Source organism: Micromonospora sp. NPDC049201, assembly GCF_055586805.1.
Map to the genome: position 1 here is coordinate 559,352 of NZ_JBVJHM010000002.1, position 23,582 is coordinate 582,933.

The 23,582-nt window shown below is 74.3% G+C and carries 23 protein-coding genes; 9 read left to right on the forward strand and 14 right to left on the reverse strand.

The features are described 5' to 3' along the window. Positions 1-103 precede the first annotated feature (103 nt). The 3 genes from panD to ACZ6O5_RS06450 are packed head-to-tail and all read right to left on the reverse strand — an operon-like array spanning position 104 to position 2,333. Entirely contained in the window at positions 104-532 is a 429-nt protein-coding gene (gene panD / locus ACZ6O5_RS06440; RefSeq protein ID WP_396774006.1) for an aspartate 1-decarboxylase, read from the reverse strand. Between the two features lie 29 nt (positions 533-561). Beyond that, positions 562-1,404, reverse strand: coding sequence for a pantoate--beta-alanine ligase (panC, locus tag ACZ6O5_RS06445; protein WP_465974869.1), 843 nt, complete (start codon positions 1,402-1,404; stop codon positions 562-564). Further along, positions 1,398-2,333, reverse strand: a complete 936-nt coding sequence (locus ACZ6O5_RS06450) for a Rossmann-like and DUF2520 domain-containing protein (protein ID WP_465974871.1) — start codon at positions 2,331-2,333, stop codon at positions 1,398-1,400. The genes panC and ACZ6O5_RS06450 overlap by 7 nt, the downstream gene beginning before the upstream one ends. 213 nt (positions 2,334-2,546) lie before the next feature. Between ACZ6O5_RS06450 and ACZ6O5_RS06455 the strand changes: the two genes are divergently transcribed. Further along, positions 2,547-3,611, forward strand: a complete 1,065-nt coding sequence (locus tag ACZ6O5_RS06455) for an SAM-dependent methyltransferase (protein ID WP_465975050.1) — start codon at positions 2,547-2,549, stop codon at positions 3,609-3,611. Further along, positions 3,608-4,777, forward strand: coding sequence for an NADH-quinone oxidoreductase subunit D (locus ACZ6O5_RS06460; protein WP_181570726.1), 1,170 nt, complete (start codon positions 3,608-3,610; stop codon positions 4,775-4,777). Before ACZ6O5_RS06455 ends, ACZ6O5_RS06460 begins: the two co-directional genes overlap by 4 nt. Positions 4,778-4,856: 79 nt before the next feature. Here ACZ6O5_RS06460 and ACZ6O5_RS06465 read toward each other — a convergent pair whose 3' ends face one another. From ACZ6O5_RS06465 to ACZ6O5_RS06480, 4 genes are all read right to left on the reverse strand, one after another. Further along, positions 4,857-6,917, reverse strand: coding sequence for a DNA polymerase III subunit gamma/tau domain-containing protein (locus ACZ6O5_RS06465; RefSeq protein WP_465974873.1), 2,061 nt, complete (start codon positions 6,915-6,917; stop codon positions 4,857-4,859). Between the two features lie 132 nt (positions 6,918-7,049). Then, a complete protein-coding gene (locus ACZ6O5_RS06470; RefSeq protein ID WP_425788685.1) occupies positions 7,050-8,054 on the reverse strand; it encodes a glycine betaine ABC transporter substrate-binding protein in 1,005 nt (334 codons plus the stop codon). A 207-nt stretch (positions 8,055-8,261) separates the two neighbouring features. Then, the gene (locus ACZ6O5_RS06475) at positions 8,262-8,984 is read right to left on the reverse strand and encodes an ABC transporter permease (protein ID WP_465974875.1); all 723 of its coding nucleotides are present in this window, start codon (positions 8,982-8,984) and stop codon (positions 8,262-8,264) included. 55 nt (positions 8,985-9,039) lie between these two features. After that, the gene (locus ACZ6O5_RS06480) at positions 9,040-9,726 is read right to left on the reverse strand and encodes an ABC transporter permease (protein WP_465974877.1); all 687 of its coding nucleotides are present in this window, start codon (positions 9,724-9,726) and stop codon (positions 9,040-9,042) included. A gap of 2 nt (positions 9,727-9,728) precedes the next feature. Here ACZ6O5_RS06480 and ACZ6O5_RS06485 point away from each other — a divergent pair, with 2 nt between their 5' ends. Further along, positions 9,729-10,721: an ABC transporter ATP-binding protein gene (locus tag ACZ6O5_RS06485; protein ID WP_357299812.1), complete on the forward strand. Its 993-nt coding sequence runs from the start codon at positions 9,729-9,731 to the stop codon at positions 10,719-10,721. A 139-nt stretch (positions 10,722-10,860) separates the two neighbouring features. On the opposite strand, the gene ACZ6O5_RS06490 is transcribed toward ACZ6O5_RS06485, so the two are convergent. The 7 genes from ACZ6O5_RS06490 to folP all read right to left on the reverse strand — a co-directional run bounded on the left by ACZ6O5_RS06490 (position 10,861) and on the right by folP (position 15,428). Then, positions 10,861-11,370, reverse strand: a complete 510-nt coding sequence (locus tag ACZ6O5_RS06490) for a hypothetical protein (protein ID WP_465974879.1) — start codon at positions 11,368-11,370, stop codon at positions 10,861-10,863. A gap of 59 nt (positions 11,371-11,429) precedes the next feature. After that, entirely contained in the window at positions 11,430-11,732 is a 303-nt protein-coding gene (locus ACZ6O5_RS06495; RefSeq protein ID WP_107159648.1) for a hypothetical protein, read from the reverse strand. A gap of 62 nt (positions 11,733-11,794) precedes the next feature. Then, the gene (locus ACZ6O5_RS06500) at positions 11,795-13,027 is read right to left on the reverse strand and encodes an ABC transporter permease (protein WP_465974881.1); all 1,233 of its coding nucleotides are present in this window, start codon (positions 13,025-13,027) and stop codon (positions 11,795-11,797) included. A gap of 118 nt (positions 13,028-13,145) precedes the next feature. Further along, on the reverse strand, positions 13,146-13,676 hold the full coding sequence (locus tag ACZ6O5_RS06505; protein WP_425788674.1) for a DUF3180 domain-containing protein: 531 nt from the start codon (positions 13,674-13,676) through the stop codon (positions 13,146-13,148). Further along, on the reverse strand, positions 13,673-14,200 hold the full coding sequence (gene folK / locus ACZ6O5_RS06510) for a 2-amino-4-hydroxy-6-hydroxymethyldihydropteridine diphosphokinase (RefSeq protein WP_357299802.1): 528 nt from the start codon (positions 14,198-14,200) through the stop codon (positions 13,673-13,675). Before folK ends, ACZ6O5_RS06505 begins: the two co-directional genes overlap by 4 nt. Then, a complete protein-coding gene (gene folB / locus ACZ6O5_RS06515) occupies positions 14,197-14,556 on the reverse strand; it encodes a dihydroneopterin aldolase (RefSeq protein ID WP_465974883.1) in 360 nt (119 codons plus the stop codon). The genes folK and folB overlap by 4 nt, the downstream gene beginning before the upstream one ends. Next, on the reverse strand, positions 14,553-15,428 hold the full coding sequence (folP, locus tag ACZ6O5_RS06520) for a dihydropteroate synthase (protein ID WP_465974885.1): 876 nt from the start codon (positions 15,426-15,428) through the stop codon (positions 14,553-14,555). Before folP ends, folB begins: the two co-directional genes overlap by 4 nt. A gap of 360 nt (positions 15,429-15,788) precedes the next feature. Here folP and ACZ6O5_RS06525 point away from each other — a divergent pair, with 360 nt between their 5' ends. From ACZ6O5_RS06525 to ACZ6O5_RS06550, 6 genes are read left to right on the forward strand one after another with little or no spacing between them, the layout of a single operon-like run. After that, positions 15,789-16,103: a hypothetical protein gene (locus ACZ6O5_RS06525; RefSeq protein WP_091070155.1), complete on the forward strand. Its 315-nt coding sequence runs from the start codon at positions 15,789-15,791 to the stop codon at positions 16,101-16,103. A 14-nt stretch (positions 16,104-16,117) separates the two neighbouring features. Continuing rightward, on the forward strand, positions 16,118-16,480 hold the full coding sequence (locus ACZ6O5_RS06530) for a hypothetical protein (protein ID WP_089157613.1): 363 nt from the start codon (positions 16,118-16,120) through the stop codon (positions 16,478-16,480). Positions 16,481-16,529: 49 nt separating this feature from the next. Beyond that, complete coding sequence (locus ACZ6O5_RS06535; RefSeq protein WP_465974887.1) at positions 16,530-19,913, forward strand: ATP-binding protein; 3,384 nt, start codon at positions 16,530-16,532, stop codon at positions 19,911-19,913. A gap of 1 nt (position 19,914) precedes the next feature. Next, on the forward strand, positions 19,915-21,858 hold the full coding sequence (locus ACZ6O5_RS06540) for an MFS transporter (protein WP_465974889.1): 1,944 nt from the start codon (positions 19,915-19,917) through the stop codon (positions 21,856-21,858). Positions 21,859-21,864: 6 nt separating this feature from the next. Continuing rightward, the gene (locus ACZ6O5_RS06545; RefSeq protein WP_465974891.1) at positions 21,865-22,416 is read left to right on the forward strand and encodes a hypothetical protein; all 552 of its coding nucleotides are present in this window, start codon (positions 21,865-21,867) and stop codon (positions 22,414-22,416) included. Then, a complete protein-coding gene (locus tag ACZ6O5_RS06550; RefSeq protein ID WP_465974893.1) occupies positions 22,413-23,576 on the forward strand; it encodes a M23 family metallopeptidase in 1,164 nt (387 codons plus the stop codon). Before ACZ6O5_RS06545 ends, ACZ6O5_RS06550 begins: the two co-directional genes overlap by 4 nt. The last annotated feature ends 6 nt before the right edge of the window (positions 23,577-23,582 follow it).

Here is a 23,582-nt window from a genome sequence, read left to right on the forward strand (position 1 = left end):
GCCGCCCCGACAAATGAGGCAAAGAGGGCAGGTGCGGGGCACCAACTGCAAGATCGCAGAGAGGAGCGGGGACGGGGGGCCGGGTCGGGTCGGGTCGGGTCGGTCAGGTCAGGGCGGCGGCGAGGGGGTTGGGGATGGGGGTGCCGGCGGTGCCGGGGGCGGCGGTGGTGGGGTCGGCGGTCAGGTCGACGATGCGGTTGTCGGCGTCGACGTGCACCACCCGGGGCTGCCAGGTGCGGGCCTCGGCGTCGTCCATCTGCCCGTACGAGATGAGGATGACCAGGTCACCGGGGTGCACCAGGTGCGCGGCGGCGCCGTTGATGCCGATCACGCCGCTGCCCCGGCGACCCGGGATCACGTATGTCTCCAGCCGCGCCCCGTTGGTGATGTCGACGATCGCGACCTGCTCGCCGGGGAGCAGGTCCGCGGCGTCCAGCAGATCCTCGTCCACCGTCACCGAGCCGACGTAGTGCAGGTCGGCCTGGGTCACCGTGGCCCGGTGGATCTTCGACTTGAGCATGGTCCGGAGCATCGGGTTGCCTTTCCGCAGTTCGTGGAGGGTCAGGGACGCGGCGCGAGGTGGATCGCCGTGTTGTCGATCAGGCGGGTGGCGCCCACCCAGGCGGCGATCAGCAGCCGGGCCGCGCCGGAGACCGGGCCGGGCTCCAGGTCGGTGTCGGTGAGCACCAGGTAGTCGAGGCGGGCCTCCGGCACGTCGAACGCCCGGTGGGCGGCGGCCAGCACCGCGCCCGCGTCGTCACCCCGCTCCGCCGCCGCCGCACCGGCGCGCAACGCGGCGGAGAGGCTCAGCGCGGCCCGCCGCTCCGACGCGGAGAGGTAACGGTTGCGGCTGGACAGCGCCAGGCCGTCCGGCTCGCGTACGGTCGGCACGCCGACGATCTCGGTCGGTACGTCGAGGTCGCGGACCATCCGGCGGACCAGGGTGAGCTGCTGATAGTCCTTCTCGCCGAAGAAGGCCAGATCCGGGCGGGTGAGCTGGAGCAGCTTCAGGACCACGGTGAGCACGCCGTGGAAGAAGCCGGGCCGGCTCAGGCCCTCCAGGTCCGCGCCGAGCGGACCCGGGTCGAGCCGCACCGTCGGCTGTCCCTCCGGATACATCTCGTTCACCGTGGGCGCGAAGACCAGGTCCACCCCGGCCCGGCGGCAGATCTCCAGGTCCGCGTCGAGCGTGCGCGGATAGCGGTCGAAGTCCTCGTTCGGGCCGAACTGGAGCGGATTCACGAAGATCGTCACCAGCACGTGGTCGGCCCGCTCCCGGGCGGCCCGCAGCAGCGTCTCGTGCCCCGCGTGCAGCGCGCCCATGGTCATCACCACGCCGACGCTGCCGGCCAGCCCGGCCCGGGCCACCGCCAACTCCTTACGCGTGTGCACCACGTTCACCACGAGGAGGCCACCTCCATCCCGTCCAGCACGTCCCGCAGCGGCGCCGCGTCCGCCGGGTGCAGGCGACCCGCCGCGACGGCGCGGTCCGCCGTCCGTCGGGCCAACGCCAGGTAGGCCGGCACCGATTCCGGCGCGGTCGCGGCCAGCCGGTCCAGGTGCCGGCGTACGGTGCCCGCGTCGCCCCGGGAGACCGGGCCGGTCAGCGCGTCGTCGCCGAGCCGCAACGCGTTCTCCAGGGCGGCCCGCAGCAGTGGGGCCAGCACCTTCTCCGGCCGGTCCACCCCGGCGTCGCGCAGCCGGTCGGCCGCGTCGTTGACCACTGTCACCAGGTGGTTCGCGCCGTGCGCGAGCGCCGCGTGGTAGAGCGGCCGGTCGGCCTCGCCCACCCACTCCGGCACCCCGCCCAGGTCGGCCACCAGCCGGGCCGCGAACGGGCGAAGCTCGGCCGGGGCGGTCACCCCGTAGGAGCTGCCGGCCAGGCGGGACAGGTCGTCCGGCGTACCGGTGAAGGTCATCGCCGGGTGCAGCGCGAGCGGCCGGGCGCCGGCCGCGGCGGCCGGGGCCAGCACGGCCAGCCCGTGCGCGCCGGAGGTGTGCGCCACGACCTGCCCCGGGCGCAGCACGCCGGTGGCGGCCAGGTCGGCGACCACAGCGGCCAGGGCGTCGTCGGGGACCGCCACGAGCAGGAGGTCGGTGGCGGCGCGGGCCACGGCGGGCGCGGCGTGGTGCGGGGTCTGCGGCAGCAGGAGCGCCAACCGGGCCCGCGAGGCGCCGGACGCGCCGGACGCGGCGACCACCCGGTGACCGGCGGCGGCGAGCGCCGCGCCGAGCACGGCGCCGACCCGGCCGGCGCCGAGCACACCGACGGTGAGGGTACGGGGAAAGGCGAGCGGGGCGCGGTGGACCCGCGGGCGCAGCGGTGCGCTCATGGCAGCGATCCAGTCCTCGAAGGGGGTACCGGTCGATGGCAAGTATGCGCCGTGGTCACGGAGCCGGAACAAGAAGGTGTGAAAACCTTCACCGGTGCGGTAGGGGCTGGCGCGCACCGTCGCGGTCCGCCTCGTGGCCGGTCACCGTAGGGTCGGCACGGTGACGTCCCGTGAACGAGGAATGAATTGACGGCGCTGCGCTGGCGCGACGCGATGGAGACCGCGCTCTACGGCCCAGACGGCTTCTTCGTCTCCGGTTCCGGGCCGGCCGCCCACTTCCGCACCAGCGTGCACGCGTCCCCGGTGTTCGCGTCCTGCCTGCGGCACGTCCTCACCGCGCTCGACCTCGCGCTCGACCATCCCGCCCGGCTGGACGTGGTCGATGTGGGCGCCGGGCGGGCCGAGTTGCTCCGCGCGCTGCTCGGCGCCGTCGTGGCGACGCCCACCGAGCCGTCGCTGGCGGAGCGGATCCGGCTCGTCGCGGTGGAGAGAGCCCTCCGCCCGGCCGACCTGCCCGCCGAGATCGAATGGCGGCCCGACCTCCCGCCGGAGATCACCGGCCTGCTGCTGGCCACCGAGTGGCTCGACAACGTCCCCCTGGACGTCGCCACCCACACCCCCGACGGCTGGCGTCACGTCCTGGTCGACCCCGCCACCGGCGAGGAGACCGCGGGTCCGGCCCTTCCCCAAGCCGACGAAACCTGGCTGACCCACTGGTGGCCCCGCGCCCCGACCCCCACCCCGTTGATCAAGGAGTTTGCGTCGGGCGGAGGCCCCGACCCGGACGCGAACTTCTTGATCGACGAGGGCGGGTGGGGGCGGGTGGAGATCGGGCGGGGGCGGGACGAGGTGTGGGCGGAGGCCGTGGGGCGGGTGCGGCGGGGGGCGGCGCTGGCCGTCGACTACGGGCACCTGCGGGACGGTCGGCCGGTCGGCGGGACGTTGACCGGGTATCGGGGTGGGCGGCAGGTGCCGCCGGTGCCGGACGGGTCGTGCGACGTGACCGCGCACGTCGCCATGGACTCGGTCGCCTCTGCCGGTGAGCGGGTCGCGCGGTGCGCGTACACCCTGGTGTCGCAGCGGGCGGCGCTGCGGGCGCTCGGGGCCGACGGCGGGCGACCGCCGCTGAGCCTGGCCTCCCGGGACCCGGCCGGGTACCTGCGGGCGCTGGCCGCGGCGTCGGCGGTGGCCGAGCTGACCGACCCGACCGGCCTCGGCGGGCACTGGTGGCTGTGGCAGCCGGTCGGCGTCGACCTCGATCCGCTTCTGGCACGATGACGGGCATGACCACGGACGCCGGCGACCTCCGCGAACTGACCGTCGGGACCGGCGCCGGCGGTGAGCAGCTCGGCACCGACATGGTGCTCAACATCGGGCCGCAGCACCCGTCGACGCACGGTGTGCTCCGGCTGCGCCTGGTGCTCGACGGGGAGCGGGTGGTCGCCGCCGAACCGATCGTCGGCTACATGCACCGGGGCGCGGAGAAACTCTTCGAGGTACGCGACTACCGGCAGATCATCGTGCTCGCCAACCGGCACGACTGGCTCTCCGCGTTCTCCAACGAGCTGGGCGTGGTGCTCGCGGTGGAACGACTGATGGGCATGGAGGTGCCGGAGCGCGCCACCTGGCTACGGATGGCGCTGGCCGAGCTGAACCGGGTGCTCAACCACCTGATGTTCCTCGGCTCGTACCCGCTGGAGATCGGCGCGATCACGCCGATGTTCTACGCGTTCCGGGAGCGGGAGACCATCCAGGCGGTGATGGAGGAGGTCTCCGGCGGCCGGATCCACTACATGTTCAACCGGGTCGGCGGCCTCAAGGAGGAGGTGCCGGCCGGCTGGACCGGCCGCGCCCGCGCCGCCATCGGCGAGGTCCGCCGCCGGATGCCGGACCTGGACAACCTGATCCGGCGCAACGAGATCTTCCTGGCCCGTACCGTCGGCGTCGGCGTGCTCTCGGCGGCCGACGCCGCCGCGTTCGGCGCGTCCGGGCCGGTCGGCCGGGCCTCCGGCCTCGACCTCGACCTGCGCCGCGACGAGCCCTACCTGGCGTACGACCAGCTCGACGTGCCGGTGGTGACGAAGACCGCCGGGGACTGCCACGCCCGCTTCGAGGTGCTGCTCGACCAGGTGTACGCGTCGCTCGACCTCGCCGAGCAGTGCCTGGACCGGGTGGACCGGATCAGCGGGCCGGTGAACACCCGACTGCCGAAGGTCGTCAAGGCGCCCGAGGGGCACACGTACGCCTGGACCGAGAACCCACTCGGCATCAACGGGTACTACCTGGTGTCGCGGGGCGAGAAGACGCCGTGGCGGCTCAAGCTGCGCACCGCCTCGTACGCGAACGTGCAGGCGCTGTCGACGCTGCTGCCCGGCTGCCTGGTGCCGGACCTGATCGCCATCCTCGGCTCGATGTTCTTCGTGGTGGGCGACATCGACAAGTGACCTCCGGCGCGGCGACACCGCCCGCGGCGGTGTGTCAGTGCTGTCGGCGCTGTCGGGGTCGGCGTCCGGCGCGGCGCGGTCAGCGCCAGCGGTCGGCGGGGTCCCGGGGCGGGGGGCCGTAACCGTCCGGCTCCGGGCGGCGCCACTCCGGCTCGGGCTGCCGTTCCGGCCCGGGCTGCTGCCACTCCGGCTGGGGCTGCCACTCGGGCTGGGGCTGCCGCCACTCCGGTTGGCCGCTGCGTTGGGTCGGCGGTCGCCACGCGTCCGGCATCGGCACCCCACCGGCCGGCAGCACCGGCTGGCCCTCCCCCGACCAGCCGCCGCCCGGCGACGACTCCCGCTCGTGCCGCGGCGCCCCGACATCGTGGTACGCCGGCTCGCGGTCGTGGCGGGTCGGGCCGGTGCCGTCGTGGCCGGGTGGCGTGGGCGTGCCGCGGACGGAGGCCCACCGGTCCTCGATCCGGTACCCGGTGCCGCCGCCGTCGGCGTGCGCCGCGGCCCGCCGCTCCCCGACCCGGACCTCCCGTCCCTGACCGTCGTCGCGGACCTCGGCCCAGCGGTTGCCGGCACGCAACTCGGACCAGTGGCCGCTGTCGGGCTCGCCCACCGCCGCCCGGCCGTACGGTTCGGGCGACGCCGTCCGCTCGGGCGTTCCGGTCGGCGGCCAACCGGCTTGCGCGGGCGACGGGCGACCGGCCCGGTCGTCAGCCGACCCGGACCAGGGGGGCTGCTCGTCAGCCGACCCGGACCAGGGGGGCTGCTCGTCCGCCGGCCGGCCCGGCCGCGAGCCGGTCGACCACCCGTCCTCCGCCGGCCGCGCCGGCCAGCCCCGCGCACTGCCCGCGGCACGGCCGACGCCGGCCCAGGGATGCTCCCGCCCGTCACCGGTGCCGGTGCCGGTGCCGGTGCCGTCCCGGGCAGGGGGCCAGGCACCGCCGCGATCCCGCGAACCCGGCAGCCACGCGCCACCGTCCGGTCCGCCGTCGTCCCGGCTGTCGGGCCACGCCCGCTCCGGGCCGGACGACGAGGGCCCGGGCCAGGCGTCCTGCCCGGCGCCCGGCCAACCGGCGCGCGCGTGGTCGTCCCCGGCCGGCTCACGGTGGCCGGCACCGCGCCGGCCGGCCGGTTCCGCGCCCCTCGTCCGGTCCTCCGCCGACGGGGACCAGCGGCCGGCGTACCCCCCGTACCGGGTCCCGGCCGGGTCGCCGCCACCATTCACGAAGGTGTGCCGCGTGGTGACGTGCACGGTCTCGGTGTGGTGGACCACCCCGACCGGACGGGATTCCGGTGGGGCGCCCGGTCCGGGTACCCGCGCCACGCCGAACCCACCGCCGGCGGCCCGTTCCGCGTCCCGCCCGGTGGGCGGCGGCTCCGTGCCGTAGCTGCCGAACTCCGAGCGCTCTGCTCGCGGCCGGGCCGGGCCCGCCGCGTGGCCGCCGGACTCCGCGTGTTCACCGGCCGGGCGGTCGCGGTCGACGCCGGTCGGCCCGGGTCGCGCCCGGCCCGCCACGGCGTACGCGTCGGATACGGACCGCTCGGCCCGATCGTCGGCGTGGCTGCTGACGGCGTGGCTGCTGACGGCGTCCGGACGGCCGGCCCACGGCGGGTCGACCTGCTGGTCGGTGCCGAAGCGACCCCCCGTCGCCGGGTTCGGCTCGTCCTCGTCGGGGCCGGCCGGATGCGCCCGTCCCGCGTCGTACGCGCCAGCGACCGAGACCCGGGCCCGCCCGCCCGGGCGTTCCTCGGGGGGTGGGGCGGCCAGGCCCGCAGCCGCGGCGTCGAGCCGTCGGCGCACCGCGCCGGCCGCTTCCTCCGCCTGTCGCGCCTGGTCGAGCGCCTGGTTCCCGCGTTGGGCGGCGGCCACGATCTCGGCCCGCAACTCCCGGCGGAGCTGCTCCAACTCCTCGCGCAAGCCCTCGGACACGGCCGCGTCGCCGCCGTTGTCGGCCCGCAGCGCGATGGAGAGGCCGATCAGCACGACGGCGAGGATCGCGAGCACGGCACCGAACCGGAGCGTGCCGTTGCCGTCGGCGACCAGCAGGATCAACGCCGCCAGGGGGGCCAACCCCACACCGATCCAGAACAGGATCGTCAGCGGCGTGGGGGTGCGCTTGTCGGCGGGGGTGACCGAGGCGGGCATGGGTGAGCAGACTACCGAGAGTTCCATCGGAGTGGAACGGGTCGGCACAGTCGGATGCCCGCACCGCCGGCCGGGTCGCCGGTTCCGCCGCGCCGCCGGCCGGCCACACCGGCCGGCGGCAACGGCGAGCCGTCAGCTGGTGGCGAGTGCGGCGTCGGACGAAAAGACCAGACCGACGCTCGCGGAACCGGTCTTCAGCGCGTTCTTGGTCTGCGGGCCGCCCGCGTCCAGCGAGCTGAACGAGCCGGCCTTGAAGTCGTAGACCTCGACGAGCCCGGCCTGGCACTTCGGCCGCTGCGGGCACTCCGGCGGGCCGGCCAGCACGGTGGCCTGACCGGAGCACTTCGCGGCCAGGTCGGAGAGCGTGGAGACGCCATACTTGTCGGCGAAGGCCTTGGTGACCGCGAAGGCGTTCTGGTCCTGCGCCTGGGACGGCTGGCCGAACACCAGGCCGGACTTGTCGCCCTCGGTCTTGAGCGCGGCGACCGTCTTCTCCAGCTCGGGCGAGGAGATCGGCTGGGCGTCCTTGCCGTTGGCCTTCGTGTTGAGGAACTCCGCCATGGTGGCGGCGTACTCCGGGACGACCTGGATCTGGCCCTTCTCCAGGGCCGGCTCGTAGAGCTCCCGGTTGCCGATGGTCTGCACCTTGACCTGGTATCCGGCCGCGGTGAGCGCGATCTTGTAGAGCTCGGCGACGGTCTGGCTCTCGCTGAAGTTGCCGGCGCCGACCGTGACCTGGCCGCCCGGCCCCTTCTCGATCCCGTCGGTCACGCCGTTGGCGCCGGCGAACTCCTGCGCCGCCACCTGGGGCGTCTTCCGGTCGACGTCGACCGCCCGGTTGAGTTGGATCAGCTTCGGGGTGTCGAGCTTCGCGGAGACCTTGTCCAGCGCGGCGACCAACTGCGGGGTGGCCGCCTTCTTGTTGATCGCGGGAAGGACGTTGTCGGTGTTCTGGAGCTTCTTGTCGTCGGTGAGGACGACGAGCTGGTCACCCGCCACCGGGGCGCAACCGGCGCCCGAGGCGCCCGCCTCGGGCGCGTCGGTGCCGGACGAGCCGGCGTCGCCGCAGCCGGTGAGAAGACCCGCCGCGACGAGGGCGCCGAAGGCCCCCGCGACCAGCCGTGAACGTGCGCGCATCAGCGCCCGCCTTCCGTGTCCCGGCGCGACCCTCCGGGCCGGCCGCGTGTCCGACGGGCGATCCGAACGCCGCCCGCGACTTCACCCAACATCTTCCGGAACCGACCGACAAACCCGAAGGCGTTTTCGTCATCCGATCGTCACCGGACCGTCGACATCACGGTGACCGGCGTCTCACGGCCGCGTCGGCGAGGGCCGGCGGACGGCTCAGCCGCCGGCCGTGGCCGCCGCCGCGCGGCGGTTCGCGCGCCGCCGGACCCGCCGCAGCGGGCGCGGCGTGACCAACCGCTCCACGACCGCGAGCAGGCCCTCGACCAGCAGCGCCAGGCCGGCCACCAGGACGCCGCCGGCGATGATCTGGCCGCCGCCGGCGGCGATGTCGAGGCCGAAGCCGGCGCGGATGATCTGGCCCAGCCCGCCGCCGTTGACGAAGGACGCCAGCGCGGCGGTGGCCACCACCTGCACGGCTGCGGTCCGGAAGCCGGCCGCCAGGTAGGGCACCGCGAGCGGCAGCTCCACCCGGCGCAGCACCTGCCCGCCGGAGAGCCCCATGCCGCGCGCGGCGTCCCGGGCCTCCGCGTCGGCCTGCCGGACCCCGGTGTACGCGTTCGCCAGCAGCGGCGGCACCGCGAAGACGGCGAGCGCCACCACCACGGAGGCGCGGCCGAAGCCGAGGAAGGTCAGCGGCAGGATGGTCAGCAACGCCAGCGTGGGGATCGCCAGCGTGACGTTGGAGACCAGCAGCACCACGCCGCCGCCCCGACCGCTGTGCCCGAGCCAGAGGCCGATCGGCCAGGCCACCAGGCAGCCGAGCAGCACCGCCAGCGCGGACATGCTCAGATGCTCGCCCAGCCGGTCCAGCACGCCGCCGGGGTTGGTCCAGTTCAGCGGGTCGTTCAGCCAGGTCACCGCCGCCTCGACCGGGTTCACCGGACTGACCTTCCGTTCGCGACCGCGGGGCTCCGCCGCGCTGCACTCCTCACGCTCACGAGGTTCTCCCGCGCAGCCAGGGGGTGAGCAGCCGGCCCACGCCGGCCAGGACCAGGTCGAGCACCAGCGCCAGCAGCACGCAGAGCACCGTGCCGGTCATGATCTGCGCCTTGTAGAAGTTGTTCTGGAAGCCGGCGAAGATGAGCTGGCCAAGCCCGCCCCGGCCCACCACCACCCCGACCGTGACCAGCGCGACCGTGGAGACGGTCGCCAGGCGTACGCCGGTGAGGATGCCGGGCAGCGCCAGCGGCAGTTCGATTCGGAACAGCCGGCCCCAGCGGCCGTACCCCATCCCCTCGGCGGCCTCCCGCACCTCGGGCGGCACCTGGTTCAGGCCGGCCAGCGTGTTGCGCACGATCACCAGCAGCGCGTACAACGCCACCACGGTGAGCACGGTCACCGCGCCGATGCCGAGGTAGGGGGCGAGGAACGCGAACAGCGCCAGCGACGGGATCGTGTAGAGCGCACCGGTCAGCGCCAGGATGGACGCGGCCAACGACCGGAACCAGTACGCTGCCACCGCGAGCGGCAGCGCCACCAGCGCGGCGATCACCACGGCCCGGGCGGTCAGCCAGGTGTGCTCGCGCAACGCGGCGAGGATGCTGTCAGAGTTGTCCCGCACGTACCGCCAGGAGAACCACGGATTACCCGGGGCGGCCCGGTAGCTCAGGTGGAGGAACACACGTGGACGTTACCCCGGAGACCCCCGCCGGTCACGGCGCCGCCTCGATCACGCTGGAGCGCATCCGCAAGCGCTACCCGGACGGCACCGAGGCGGTCCGCGAGCTGAGCCTAGAGGTGAAGGCCGGCGAGCTGGTGGTGCTGATCGGCCCGTCCGGCTGCGGCAAGTCCACCGTGCTGCGGATGATCAACCGGCTGATCGAGCCGACCGACGGTCGGATCCTGCTCGGCGACGACGACGTCACCCGGGTCGACCCGGTGACGCTGCGTCGCCGCATCGGCTACGTGATCCAGAACGTCGGCCTCTTCCCGCACCAGACCGTGGCCGCCAACGTGGCCACCGTGCCGGGGCTGCTGGGCTGGTCCCGGGACCGGACCCGGGCCCGGGTCGGTGAGCTGCTGGAGCTGGTCGGGCTCGACCCGACGCAGTTCGGCAAGCGCTACCCGCACGAACTCTCCGGTGGCCAGCGGCAACGGGTCGGGGTGGCGCGCGCGCTCGCCGCCGACCCGGTGGTGCTGCTGATGGACGAGCCGTTCTCGGCCGTCGACCCGATCGTCCGGACCCGGTTGCAGGAGGAGTTCCTCCGGTTGCAGGCCGAGGTCCGCAAGACCATCGTGCTGGTCACCCACGACCTCGACGAGGCGGTCCGGCTGGGCGACCGGATCGCGGTGCTGTCCGAGGGCGGGGTGCTGGAGCAGTACGACCGGCCGGCCGCGCTGCTCGGCTCGCCCGCCTCGGCGTTCGTCCGCGAGTTCGTCGGCGCCGACCGGGGCATCCGGCAGCTCGCGGTCACCCCGGTGACCCGCGCGGTGCTCGACCCGCTCCCGGCCGGCGACACCGACGGGCTGCCCACGGTGGCGCTGGGCAGTTCGGCCTACGACGCGCTGGGCACGCTGCTCACCGCCGGGGCCGACCGGGCCGTGGTCACCGAGGACGGCCGTCCACTGGGGCTGCTCGCCCGCACCCGGGTGCTGACCCTGGGCGCGGTCGACTGAGCGGCCAGGCCGACGATCCCGGTGCGGTCAGGCCCGGCCGCCTCGGCCGGCTCGACCTGGCCAGGCCGACGATCCCGGTGCGGTCAGGCCCGGCCGCCTCGGCCGGCTCGACCTGGCCAGGCCGACAATCCCGGTGCGGTCAGGCCCGGCCGCCCAGGCTGGCCAGGCCGACGATCCAGCCGGCGAAGAAGCCGTAGGCGGCGCCGGTGCTCGCGGCCTGGAACGCGGCGTAGAGCGTGCCGTGCGGCCCGAGCAGCGTGGCGAGCAGCGCGCTGAGCCCGGCGGCCAGGGCGTACGCGCCCCAACCGGAGAGGAACTGGCTGCCCGAGGCAGCCACCCGGTCGACCTGCGGGCCGGGCAGCAGGTAGAGCAGCGCCGCGGCCAGCACGATCAACAGGATCGCCCGCAGGTTGGTGGCGAGCACTCCCTCGTCCGCGTGCCACCGCCAGGCCGGCCAGGCCAACAGCCGCATGAACCAGCCACCGGCGCCGGTCGGGTCGGTGTGCTGCTGCGCCCAGCCGACGTACATCGGGCTGCCGCCGACCGCGACGAGCAGGAACGCGGCGAGCGTGCCGGTGCCGGCGGCCGTGCCGGCTGACGGTGCGGGGGCGGTTGGTGAGGGCCATGGCACGGCCAGTTCCCGGGGCACCGCGGCGGGCAAACCTGCCCGGTCGCCGGACCGCCGCCGGCCGGCGTACGGCCATCGGGTCAGTGCTTCATCAGGTAGTCGATGAAGGCGGCCCGCAGCAGCGGCGCGGACTCCTCGTACCCGTGCCCGGTCAGCTCGCGCCACAGCGCGTTGGCCTCGTCGATGGTCGGCCCGACCGAGTTGGGCGCGCCGTCCAGGGCCGCCGCCTCGTCGGCGTTCGGCAGGTGCCGCAGCACCGACCAGAAGAATCTGACGTCGCGACGCTCCCGGGCCAGGTGGAACGCCTGCTCGCGCAGCTCCTCGGTGGAGAGCTTGTCGAGCTCGTCGAAGGTACGGCCGCCGGGGGCAGGAGTCTCCGTCATGCCGCCGAGCCTAACCGGCGAGATCAGCTCCGGCCCGCCGGACGCGACGCCGCCGGCCGACGTCAGCGGCCCTCGGTGTCCCAGCGGCGCGGCTCGTTCTCCCAGCGCGGCGCCTCCCAGGCGTCGACCGGGGTGTCGGTGTCCCGTACCGGCAGCACCGACGGCCAGGTGTCGGTCGGCTCGGGCCTCGGCGGCATCACCCAACCGCCACTGATCGTGCCGTCGCCGGGCGGCCGGATCGGCGCGGGCGCGCCCGCGGCGGGCCCGGCCGGGCGGGGCCGGCCGAACGTCTCCACCAGGCGGGTGACCACCAGCCCACCGCCGAGGACGGCGCCGCCCACCGCCCACCGGCTGACCGTCCAGCCGTGCGCGTCGGCCCAGATCTGGAACACCACCACCAGGCAGACCGCCAGCAGGGCGCCGAAGATGCCGCCGCGCCGGCCGTACGCGCTGGTGCCGCCGAGCAGCACGGTGCCGACCGCCAGCACGGACCAGCCCAGCCCGGTGCCGGGCGGAACCGGGCCGTGCCCGTTCGCGGCGATCAGCACACCGCCGAGCATGGCCAGCACGGTGGAGCCGACGAGCGCCAGCGCGGTCACCGTGGCGGCCACCGCGCCCCGCCGCCGCGCCGGGTCGGCGACCGGACGGAACCGGCCGAGCAGCCGGCGTACCGGTTTGATCGCGCCGAACAGACCGCCGAGGACGGCCACCGCGGCGAAGCCGACGAAGAGGTAGAGCGCGGTGCGGCGGGGGTCGTAGTCGCCCTGGACCGCGACCGGGGCGGTCCGGCGCTCCAGCCAGACGATCACGCCGGCCGCGCCGGCCAGGCTCGCCGCCCAGCCGGGGACGTGCAGCACCACGACGGCCAGGGCGAGCGCCAGCCCACCGACCGCCGCGACCGCCAGCGCCGGCAGCAGCGCGTCGCGGAGGCCCCGGTCGCCCTGCTCGGCGAAGTGCAACGCGGCGGCCAGCGCGACCGGGCCGACCGCGAGGTTCACCGCGGCGGCCCGCAGGCTCAGTCCGGCGGCCAACGTGAGCAGGCCCAGCCCGGCCACGTCGACGAGCAGCATCTTCAGCGCGCCGCCGCGCAGCGCGCCCGAATCCTCGCGCCAGAGCAGCCAGGTCACCGTGATCAGGCCGGCCAGCAGCAGGAACTCCCAGACCACGTGCACCGCGATCCGGTCCCGGCCGGGCTCGCCGTGGGAGGGGTCGTCGAAGACGTTCTCCAGCACCGCGGCGGGCACGCCGGACGGCGTGTCCGGTGGCAGTGTCCGGCCCGACTCGTCGTACCCCATTGGCCCGTGCCTCCCAGGTGGCCGCGTCCGGCCCACTCGGCGGGCGGACCGGCGGCGGCCGTCGCTCTCCGGTCGCCAGGGACGGTACCTGCGGGCGGTGACGGGGGAAACCCTGTGCTCAGCGGCGCCCGCGCGGCGTCTCCCGGTCGCCCGGTTCCCGGTCCTCGTCGTCCTCCTGCTCGGGCACCCGGCACGAGCGCTCCAGCCAGAGCGCGGCGGCGACCAGGGCCAGCGCGGCGACCAGGCCGGCCACCGCGGCCGGACGGTCGCCGACGGCGGCGTTGGTCCGCTCCACGAAGAGCCAGCCGACCAGCCCGGCGTAGAAGCCGGCGAAGATGGCCCCGGCCAGCGCGGACGCCTTGGCGAGCACCACGAACCGGGCGACCAGGAGCGGGTTCACCCGCTCCCGGCCGGGCCGGCGCTCGACCCGGGCGCGGGTGTTGGCCGCCGCGTAGCCCTCCAGCACGGCCAGCCCGGCCAGCGTGATCACCGGCAGCCACGGCAGGTCGGGGGCGAAGTCGTAGTAGAAACCGCTGATCAGCAGCCAGGCCACCGCGGCGGCGGCCAGACCGGCCACCACCAGCGTGGAGACCCGGGTCGGCCCCATCCGGAAGCGGTCGGGGTCCTGCGGGGGCCGGGCCGTACTCATGCGTCCGACTCTAGCGTCAGATCGGGCCGTGGGCTCAGTTCCAGGGCGTCGGCGGCCAGCGGCTCGGCGTTGAGCAGGTCGGTCAGCCAGCCGTGCCCGGGCAGCCGGCCGTGCGGCTCGATGTCGATCCACGGCCGCAGCACGAACGCGCGCAGGTGCGCCCGGGGGTGCGGCAGGGTCAGCTCGGGATCGTCGCTGAGCACCGGCTGCCCGGCGGCGTCCCAGACCGCGACGACGTCCACGTCGAGCGTGCGCGGCCCGTACCGGCGGGCCGGGTCGCGGGTCCGGCCGGCCGCCGCCTCCGCGGCCCGGGCCCGCGCCAGCCAGTCCGCCGGCGCCGCCGCCGGGTCCGCGACCATCACCGCGGCGTTCAGGTACGCGGGCTGGTCGGCGTCCCCCCACGGTGGAGTCTCGTAGACCCCGGAGACCAGCAGCACGTCGCCGCCGAGCGTGGCCACCGCGCCGCGCAGGTGGTCGAGGCGGTCGCCGAGGTTGCTGCCGATCGACAGCACGGCCCGGCTCACCGGGTACGCCGCATGGTGACGGCCACGTCGTGGAAGGCGTGCGGGATCGGGGCCTCCGGCTTGTGCACGGTCACCGTCGCGGCGACGACCGGCGGCTCGGCCAGACAGACCGCGAGCAGCCGGTCGGCGAGCGTCTCGATCAGGTTCACCGGCTCGCCGGTGAGCACCGCGACCAGCCGCTCGGCCAGCTCGCCGTAGTGCACGGTGTCGGTCACCTCGTCCGACCGGGCAGCCGGGGCCAGGTCGAGTTCGAGCACCGCGTCGACCACGAACTCCTGCCCCTGGGCCCGCTCGAAGTCGTAGACCCCGTGCCGCCCGTGCGCCCGCAGGCCGGTCAGCTCGATCCGGTCGGTCATCGGTGTCCTCCCCCGGCCGGGCCGGCGCTCGTGGTGGCCAGTCGGGGCCGGCCGGTGGCCCGCCAGACCGCGAGCGCGTCGACGGTGCCGCGGACGTCGTGCACGCGTACCCCCCAGGCGCCGGCGGCGACGGCGAGCACGCTTGTCGCGATGGTCGCGGCCGCCCGCCCGGCGGTGGGTCGCGGCTCGCCGGCCGGGTCGGCGAGCAGCCGGCCCAGGTAGGACTTGCGGCTGGCCCCGAAGAGCAGCGGGAAGCCGAGGTCGACCAGCTCGGGCAGGCGGGCGCTGAGTTCCCAGTTGTGCGTGGCGATCTTCGCGAAGCCGAGCCCGGGGTCGACGATGATCCGGTCGGCGGCGACGCCGGCGGCGAGCGCCGCGTCGACCCGCTGGCCCAGCTCGGCCCGGACGTCGGCCACCACGTCGGTGTAGGTGGCCAGGTCGCGCATGCCGCGCGAGTGGCCCCGCCAGTGCATGAGCACCCAGGGGCAGCCGGCGTCCCGGACCACCCGGGCCATGTCCGGGTCGGCGAGCCCGCCGGAGACGTCGTTCACCACGTCCGCGCCGGCCGCGAGCACCGCCTCGGCGACGCGGGCCCGGCTGGTGTCGATGCTGACCGGGATGCCGGCGGCGCTCAGTTCGCGGATCACCGGCAGCACCCGGTCGGTCTCGGTCTGGGCGTCGACCCGGTCGGCGCCGGGCCGGGTGGACTCGCCGCCGACGTCGACCAGGTCCGCGCCGGCCTCGCGGAGTCGCACCCCGTGTGCGACGGCGGCGTCCAGATCGGCGTATCTGCCGCCGTCGGAGAAGGAGTCGGGGGTGACGTTGAGAACGCCCATCACCACCGGGGCGTCCGCTCGTACCAGATCGGTCACGGACCCGACAGTACCGTTCGCCAGCAGGGCTTCCGGCGACCGGGCGCGACCCGGGTACGACGCCCCTGACGTGCGCATTGGAACAGGTGTACGATCGGTCGTCCGGGTCGAAGCAGGTCCACTCTTCGCGGCTTGTCGCAAAGGTGGCCGGCCCGTACGCTTTGGAATTGCCCAGCATCGAGATGGCGAAGCCCGGAGGGGAGGGCCGAAGCGGGAGGAATCCGCCCAAAGCTCACCACTCTTCGTGGTGGGTGACGGACGCAGCGTCGACGGCGCTGTTCCCGTCGAGCACCATCCCGCCAGGCTTGCCTAACTGCACCATCGCGGCGCCGCCGGCCGCGACCTTTGGGGAGGTTTCCAGTGATCGCCATCGAGCTCATGGCAACGGCGTCCACCGCCGTCGACCACGCGCTCCACACCCTGGCGTCGACTCCACTCGCCGAGCCGGCTCCGAAGGGCATCGACACCGACAACGTCGTCACGTTCTTCGCCAGCAAGGTCGCGCCGATCCTGCTCGCCGTGCTCGGCGTGATCTTCATCGGCCGGGCCAGCCGGGGTGAGATCTCCAAGGTCCTGACCAGCTCCGCCATCGCCATCATCGGGCTGGCCTTCATCGCCGGCGCGGCCACACTCTTCTTCGTCGGCGACTACCTGATCAACCTCATCTTCGAGTAGGGCGTTGGGCGACGATGCGGCTGCGCACCGACGACGACATCTACCGGGCTCGCCTCGTCTACCTGGGGCCGCCCGGCTACACCCTGCCCGTCCATCTGCCGTACGCCCAGTACGGCCTGTTCATGCTGCTCGTACCCCTCTACGTGTTCATCCACTGGTTGTTCACGCTCCAGGTCGAGCTCTTCCCCGCCTGGGAGATCTCGCTCGCCATCGTGACGACCTCGTTCATCTTCCGGTACGTCGACCCGGACCGGCCGGCGCGCATGGTCATCCGGACCGCGCTGACCGACTGGCGACGCACCCGGGAGCCGGCCGCCGAGCTGCGGGACCCGCGCCTCGTCGCGAGCCGGATCAGGATCCGGGAGGAACTGGCATGACCGGGCGCAGGCCGACGACGCAGACGAACGACGCGGGTGAGGCGGTCGCATGAGTCGCTCCTCCACGCCGGGTTCCCCGGCCGGACGCCCGGCCGACACGCCTGGTAACCGTGCGCGATCGTTCGACTACCCACCGGACGAGGATCTGGACGAGGTCGTGCTGGACCCGGCGCTCGTCACCAGCCCCGGCCACGGCCGCGTCGGCGTGTTCCAGCCGCCACGCCCGCTCGGCCCGCGCGGTGGTGACGCGCGCGAGGCGGTCCGCCCCGACGGCGACATCGACTCGCCGTTCCTCGACCTGTTCGGCGGCGCGCAGCCCCGGATCCGCCGCCCCGCCGCCGCCACCCCGCCGGCCCTGCCGGTCGAACCGGTGGTGGCCCCACCCCGACGCGGCGTCGGCGGCGTCGGGCGCGACGCGCTGCCGATCCCGCACCAGCCCGCCGCGCCGGTCGAACCGGTGCCGCCGGCCCGGCCCGAACCGCCGGCCCGGGAGCCCGCCCCCGGCGTACGCGCGGTGGAGCGGCAGCGGCCGGAGCACGCGCTCGCCGCGCCCGCCGCGCCGCCCGCGCTCGACCCGCCGCCGGCGACCCGCAGCCGGGTGCCGCTCCAGGCTGGCGACCGGCTCGCGCTCCGCCCCACCGCCGAGCCGGAGCCGACAGCCGAACCCGTGCTCCCGCCGCCCGCGCACGCCGAACTCGGAGCCGCCGCGCACCGCGCCGACCCGCGGGAGGCGGCACCCGACCTGCTGGACCGGCCGGCGCCGTCCCGGGAGGTCGGCCGGCCCGCGCACCGTGAGGTGACGCCGCCCCGGCAACGCTCGGCCGACCGCCGGAACAAGCCGGCCAAGCCGGTCCGGGTCCGCGCCCCGAAGATCAAGTTCGGCGACCGGGACCCGGCCGTCGAGCTGGCCATCACCGAGATCGCCGGCCACCTCACCTTCACCCCCAACACGGTCACCGCCTGGTACTGGCTGCCCGAGGTGCGCTGGGCGTTCCGCCCCGACGCGGAACGCGAGGCGCTGCTCTCGGCGATCTCCGAGCAGTACGCCGGCCTGGCCGGATTCCGGCTGCACCTGCGCCGCACCACCCGGCCCTTCCCGGCCGACGAGTGGGCGCGCACCATCGACGCGCACACCGCCACCCCGCTGCCCGACGTCCCCGGCACCGCCGGCTGGGCCGACCACCTGGTCGCCGCCCAGCGACACCTCATGTCCGTCAACCACGCCGAGGGCCAGACCTACCTCGGGGTCACCTTCGCCCGCCGGTCGCTCGGCGACTCGCTCACCGAGCGCCTGCTGCGCACGTTCGGCCGGGGCACCGCCGACGGCGAACGGCGTCGACTGGGTCGCACCGTCGAGCAGTTCGACGAGGTGCTCGGCGCGTTCGGCATGCGCGGCCGCCGGGTCACCGCGCCCGAGCTGGAATGGCTGCTCTACCGCTCGGTGGCGCTCTGCATGGCGCCGCCCGGCGTGCTCTCCCCGATCACCAACGGCCGGTGGGAACGCGGCGACCTGCTGGCCCTCACCGAGCAGGTCGAGCGCTACCGCACCCCGTACGGCTCCACCGTGAAGCTGGTCAACCGGATGACCGGCGAGGAACGGCACGTGGCCGTGCTCGCGGTCGGCCGGATGGAACCGCTGGAGATCCCCGAGCGGCACGAGCCCTGGCTGCACTTCCACGAGCGGCTGCCGTGGCCGATGGAACTCTCCACCCGGGTCGACCTCCTCGGCCCCAACGACTCCTTCCGGAACCTCGAACACCGGCTCCGGATGATCCGCTCCCAGCAGCTCGACTACGCCGAGCACGGCATCGACGCCCCGCCCGAGCTGGAGCGGCTGGCCAAACGGGCCCTGGTGATCGGCGACGAGATGACCACCGGGCTGCCTGTCGACTCGGCCCGGGCGCACGGCTGGCACCGGATCGCGGTCGGCGGTCGCACCCGGGAGGAATGCCTGGAGCGGGCCCGCCGCCTCATCCAGCTCTACTCCCGCGAGCTGCGCATCTCGCTCCAGCACCCGAAGAACCAGGACTGGCTGGCCCGCGAGTTCATCCCCGGCGAGCCCATCGCCAACACCGGATACGTCCGACGGATGCCGGTCCAACTGCTCGCCGCCGCGCTGCCCCAGGCCGCGTCCACGGTCGGCGACCGGCGCGGCGACCTGATCGGCCGGACCGCCGGCACCTGCCGCCGCCCGGTCTTCCTCGACCTGCACTTCCCGATGGAGGTCCGCGAACGCTCCGGGCTCGCCGTCTTCGTCGCCGAACCGGGCGGTGGCAAGTCCACGTTGCTCGGCGCGCTCGGCTACCTGGCCGCGCGGCGCGGCGTACAGGTGACGCTGCTCGACCCGTCCGGCCCGCTGGCCCGCCTCTGCGCCATGCCCGAGCTGGCGCCCTACTCGCGGGTGCTCAACCTGACCGGCTCGGAACAGGGCACCCTGGCCCCGTACGCGCTGATCCCCACGCCGCTGCGCAGCGAGTTCGGCACCGGGGCGGCCGGCGACCGGGAGTTCGAGATCGCCGTCTCCAACGCCCGCGCCGAACGCCGGATGCTGGTGCAGGACATCTGCATGATGCTGGTGCCGCCGCAGGTGGCCCGGGAGGCGTCCACCGCCACCCTGTTCCGGCACGCCGTACGCCAGGTGCCGGCCGAGGAGGCCTCCACCCTGGACGACGTGGTCACCTGCCTCCAGGGGCTCGACGACGACGCCGGCCGTGAGCTGGCGAACCTGCTGCTCGACACCGCCGAGATGCCGCTGGCCATGCTCTTCTTCGGCCGCCCGCCGGAAGGACTGCTCGGCGCCGACGCCGCCCTCACCGTGATCACCATGGCCGGTCTCCGGCTGCCCGACCTCAAGATCGAGCGGGAGTACTGGTCAGCCGAGGAGGCTCTGGCCCTGCCGATGCTGCACACCGCGCACCGGCTGGCGGTCCGCCGCTGCTACGGCGGGTCGATGGGTTCCCGGAAGCTCGTCGGCCTGGACGAGGCGCACTTCATGGAGGGCTGGCGCTCCGGACGGTCGTTCCTGGTCCGGCTCGCCCGCGACTCCCGGAAGTGGAACCTCGCCGCGCTTGTCGCCTCGCAGAACCCGAAGGACATCCTCGGCCTCGACGTGCAGAACCTCGTCTCCACCGTCTTCGTCGGCCGGATCGCCGAGGACAGCGAGATCGCCTCCGAGGCGCTGCGGCTGCTCCGGGTGCCGGTCGACGACGGCTACGAGGCCACCCTCGCCTCGCTCTCCCAGGCCGACAGCGGTTCCGCCAACCGGCTCGGGTTCCGTGAGTTCGTCATGCGCGACGTCGACGGACGCGTGCAGAAGGTCCGGGTCGACGTGTCGTACGTCGACGGGCTGCTGAAGCACCTGGACACCACCCCTGCCGCGGTCGCCCAGGCCGCCGGCCAACTGCCGACCGTGCTGGCTGATCTGGAGGCGTGACATGGCGAGGGCCCGGGCACGGATCACGGCGCTCCTCATCGCCCTCGGCGTACTCGCCGGGGCCACGATCTCCTGGCCGTTGATCGGGGGCACACCGGCGTACGCGGCCGGCCCGGTCACCCAGGCGCGGGCCGAACTGTGCAGCACCAAGGAGTGGCAGGCCGACTTCCGGGCCTGCGTGGGCAAGCTCAAGGCGGTCAGCGAGGACCAGGTCGAATGCCGTAACGCACCGGTGCCCGGTGCGCCGGACTCCGGCCTCGCCGGCTGGTTCGCGGCCCGCCCCGACTCCGCCAAGCAGCCCGGCCCCAAGGGCCTCTACAGCGACTACGGGTACGCCGGCTACAGCTACACCACGTACGACGTGGACGGCGGCTGCGCCTCGTCCGTGCTCCACCCGGACTACCGCTTCACCACCATGGTGGCGAACGGCGAGTTCATGTTCGCCAACGCGGTGATCGGCGCGTCGAACGCGTTGCGGGAGCGCGCGTGGGACCCACGGACCATGTGGCGCTGGGCGGACCCACTGGTGGAGCAGGCCACCAAGGCCGTCTACCAGAAGGTGTTCAGCGTCTTCGGCATCATCACCATCTGCGTGGTCGGCCTCTACCTGCTCTGGCGCTCCCGCCAGTCGGACATGAGCAACGCGATGACCACCGCCGGCTGGGCGATCCTGGTGATGGTGGCGGTGACCGCGCTGGCCGCCTGGCCGGTGAAGTCCGCGAACATCGCCGACAGCACGCTGATCACCACCCTCGGCGTGGTACACGACGCGGTCGGTCCATCCACCAAGGACATTCCGCCGGACAAGTGCGTACTTCCCAACCCGGATGCCTGCGTGGACAAGCGTCCGCCGGCCGTACGGGCCAGCGACACCGCGACCGAGACCATGCTCTACCGCAACTGGCTGCGCGGCGTACTCGGCTCCGCGGACAGTGAAACCGCCAAGAAGTACGGCCCTGCCCTCTACGACGCCAAGTCGCTTACGTGGGGGGAATCCGAATCGATTCGCGCAAAGCCGGCGACGCGCGACGTCGTGATCAAGGCCAAGCAACAGCAGTGGGCCCGGGTCGCCGAGCAGATCAAGTCGGAGGACCCGGAGGCGTACGAATACCTCCAGGGCACCAAGGACATGGACCGGATCGGTGCCGGCTTCATCGCGGTGCTGGCCTCGCTGCTGTTCGCCATGTTCGACCTGACCGCGTCGGTGCTGGTGCTGCTCGGCTTCCTGATCTTCCGGTGGGCGGTGATCGCCGCGCCCATCCTCGGCACGGTCGGGTTGATGCGCCCGGCCAGCGCCGGGCTCCGCCGGCTGGCGAACGCCGTGGTGGCCGCCGTGTTCAACATCGCCATCTTCGGCACCGGCGCGGCCATCTACCTCTTCGCCGTCGACCTGATCATGAACACGGCCACCCTGCCGGGTTGGCTCCAGGTGGTCCTGGTCTGGCTCTGCGGGGTGGTGGGCTGGCTGTTGCTGCGGCCGTACCGGCGGATCACCCAACTCGGCGGCAAGGACAGCAGCGAGGCGGTCAGCTCGGCCGGCTCGTGGCACCGCCGGTTCTTCCGGGACATGCGGGTCGCCGCCCGGCTGGACGTCGCCGAGCCCGGCGGCACCAACGAGCCGGCGTTCGGCCGGCGTCGCGGCGTCGTCGCCGACCAGCGCAGCCTCCGACCGGAGGCCCGGCACGAGGATCCGGCGCACGCCGCCACGCCCGTCGAGCGAGAGCGGCCGGACGGACGGGAACGGCCGGACGAGGCGCCCACGCCCGAGCGCACCGGCGGACGGCCCACCACTGCCCCCCGGCCGCGCCGCGCACCGTCCACCTGGACCGAGCCGGACGTGCCCGAGGAGGTTCCCTCCTACGCCGTCTACCGGCCAGACTCGGCGGACCGGGCGACCGCACCGGCCACCCGGCCGGCGCCGCGGATCCGCTCCGAGGCCAGGTGACCTCCGATGCGACGGGCGCTGGAGTTCCTCTTCACCCGGGTCCTCCGGTCCCGGCTCGGCATCGCGCTGGTGATCGCCGTTCTCGTCTTCGGAGTGATCGGCGCGGCCCGGCTGGTCTCCGGGGCCGGCGACGGGGGCGTCGGCGTGGCCGTCCGTCCCACCCAGCCGATCAGCACCGTGGATCCCGAGGCAGGTGAGGACGGGGTGCTGTCCAGCCCGCCGGCGGCGGTCGCCCCGAAGACGCGCCCCGGTGAGCCCACCCCCGAGCAGGTGGCCGGACGCTTCACCACCGCCTGGCTGGCCGGTCCGGGCAGCACCGGCGACGCCTGGCAGGCCCGGCTGCGTCCGCTCTCCACGCCCGCGCTGGTGGAGAAGATGGCCGGGGCCGACCCGGAGACCGTGCCGGCCCGGCGGACCACCGGCCCGCCGACGCTCCGCCCCCGCACCGAGACCTTCGTGGAGGCACTGATTCCGCTGGACGACGGCACGCTCCGGCTCGAACTGGTCGCCCCGGACGGGCCGTGGTTGGTGGACGCGGTGGACTGGGAGCGGTCGTGAGCGCCGTCGGGCAGGTCCGCCGCAAGGTGCGGGTCGGCGTGCTGGCCACCGCGGTCACCGGCGTACTCGCCCTGCTCTGCTGCGTGGGCGGCGCCGCCGCCTTCTTCCTCACCGAACTGGGCGGTGATCGGGAAGACCCGAAGCTCGCCGGCCTGACCTGTGACCCCACCTATCAGGTGACGCTGACCGGGGACATGCCGCGCTTCGCCGAGTACGGCGACGGCCAGCTGCGCAATGCCGCCGCCATCATCAAGACGGGCCAGGACATGAAGGTGCCGGCCCGGGGGTGGGTGATCGCGTTGGCCACCGCGATGCAGGAGTCGGCGCTGCGCAACCTGGCCAACAGCCGAGTGGCGGCCTCGCTGGCGCTGCCACACGAGGGGGTCGGCGCCGACCACGACTCGGTGGGCCTGTTCCAGCAGCGGCCGGGCTGGGGCAGCGTCGAACAGCGGATGACACCGTCGTACGCAGCGCGCAAGTTCTACCAGAAGATGGTGAAGGTGCCGAACTGGCAGCAACGGCCGCTGTCCGTGGTGGCGCAGCGGGTTCAGGTCAGCGCGTTCCCGGATGCCTATGCCAAGCACGAGGAACTGGCGGGGCGGATCGTCGAGGCGCTCGCCGGCGGCGCGGCGCGGACCGTGGAGATCGCCGGCAAGGCGGTCTGTGACGCCGCCGCCGGGGCCCGGATCGCCGCCTCCGGCTGGACCGCGCCGCTGCCCGGCGGGGTGGTCTCTGGTTTCCGGACCGATGCCCGCCCGAGCCACGACGGCGTGGACCTGGCCGCGGACAAGCGCACCGAGATCCACGCCGCGTCGGCCGGCCGCGTGCTGGTCGCCAGGTGCGACCCCGACCACTCCGGCCGGCGGGACTGCGACCGGGACGGCTGGCCGGACAAGGGTGGCTGCGGGTGGTTCGTCGACATCCTGCATGCCGGCGGCTTCATCACCCGCTACTGCCACATGATCGAACGACCCCGGGTACGTCCGGGTCAGGAGGTCGCGGCCGGTGAGGTGATCGGGCTCTCCGGTACCAGCGGCAACTCCTCCGGCCCGCACCTGCACTTCGAGGTGCACCACGACAGCGACCGGTCCAGCCGCGGCGCGGAGAACCCGGTGCCGTTCATGCGCGAGCGCGGCGCGCCCCTCACCGGGACCGGATGAGTCCTC

Coding starts and splice junctions, on each gene's coding strand:
- ACZ6O5_RS06470 (WP_425788685.1), bottom strand. CDS start 8,054: ATGCGCGCACGTTCACGGCTGGTCGCGGGGGCCTTCGGCGCCCTCGTC.
- ACZ6O5_RS06455 (WP_465975050.1), top strand. CDS start 2,547: ATGGAGACCGCGCTCTACGGCCCAGACGGCTTCTTCGTCTCCGGTTCC.
- ACZ6O5_RS06460 (WP_181570726.1), top strand. CDS start 3,608: ATGACGGGCATGACCACGGACGCCGGCGACCTCCGCGAACTGACCGTC.
- ACZ6O5_RS06530 (WP_089157613.1), top strand. CDS start 16,118: ATGCGGCTGCGCACCGACGACGACATCTACCGGGCTCGCCTCGTCTAC.
- ACZ6O5_RS06540 (WP_465974889.1), top strand. CDS start 19,915: ATGGCGAGGGCCCGGGCACGGATCACGGCGCTCCTCATCGCCCTCGGC.
- ACZ6O5_RS06500 (WP_465974881.1), bottom strand. CDS start 13,027: ATGGGGTACGACGAGTCGGGCCGGACACTGCCACCGGACACGCCGTCC.
- ACZ6O5_RS06535 (WP_465974887.1), top strand. CDS start 16,530: ATGAGTCGCTCCTCCACGCCGGGTTCCCCGGCCGGACGCCCGGCCGAC.
- panD (WP_396774006.1), bottom strand. CDS start 532: ATGCTCCGGACCATGCTCAAGTCGAAGATCCACCGGGCCACGGTGACC.
- ACZ6O5_RS06465 (WP_465974873.1), bottom strand. CDS start 6,917: ATGCCCGCCTCGGTCACCCCCGCCGACAAGCGCACCCCCACGCCGCTG.
- ACZ6O5_RS06495 (WP_107159648.1), bottom strand. CDS start 11,732: ATGACGGAGACTCCTGCCCCCGGCGGCCGTACCTTCGACGAGCTCGAC.
- folB (WP_465974883.1), bottom strand. CDS start 14,556: ATGACCGACCGGATCGAGCTGACCGGCCTGCGGGCGCACGGGCGGCAC.
- ACZ6O5_RS06450 (WP_465974871.1), bottom strand. CDS start 2,333: ATGAGCGCACCGCTGCGCCCGCGGGTCCACCGCGCCCCGCTCGCCTTT.
- ACZ6O5_RS06505 (WP_425788674.1), bottom strand. CDS start 13,676: ATGAGTACGGCCCGGCCCCCGCAGGACCCCGACCGCTTCCGGATGGGG.
- ACZ6O5_RS06545 (WP_465974891.1), top strand. CDS start 21,865: ATGCGACGGGCGCTGGAGTTCCTCTTCACCCGGGTCCTCCGGTCCCGG.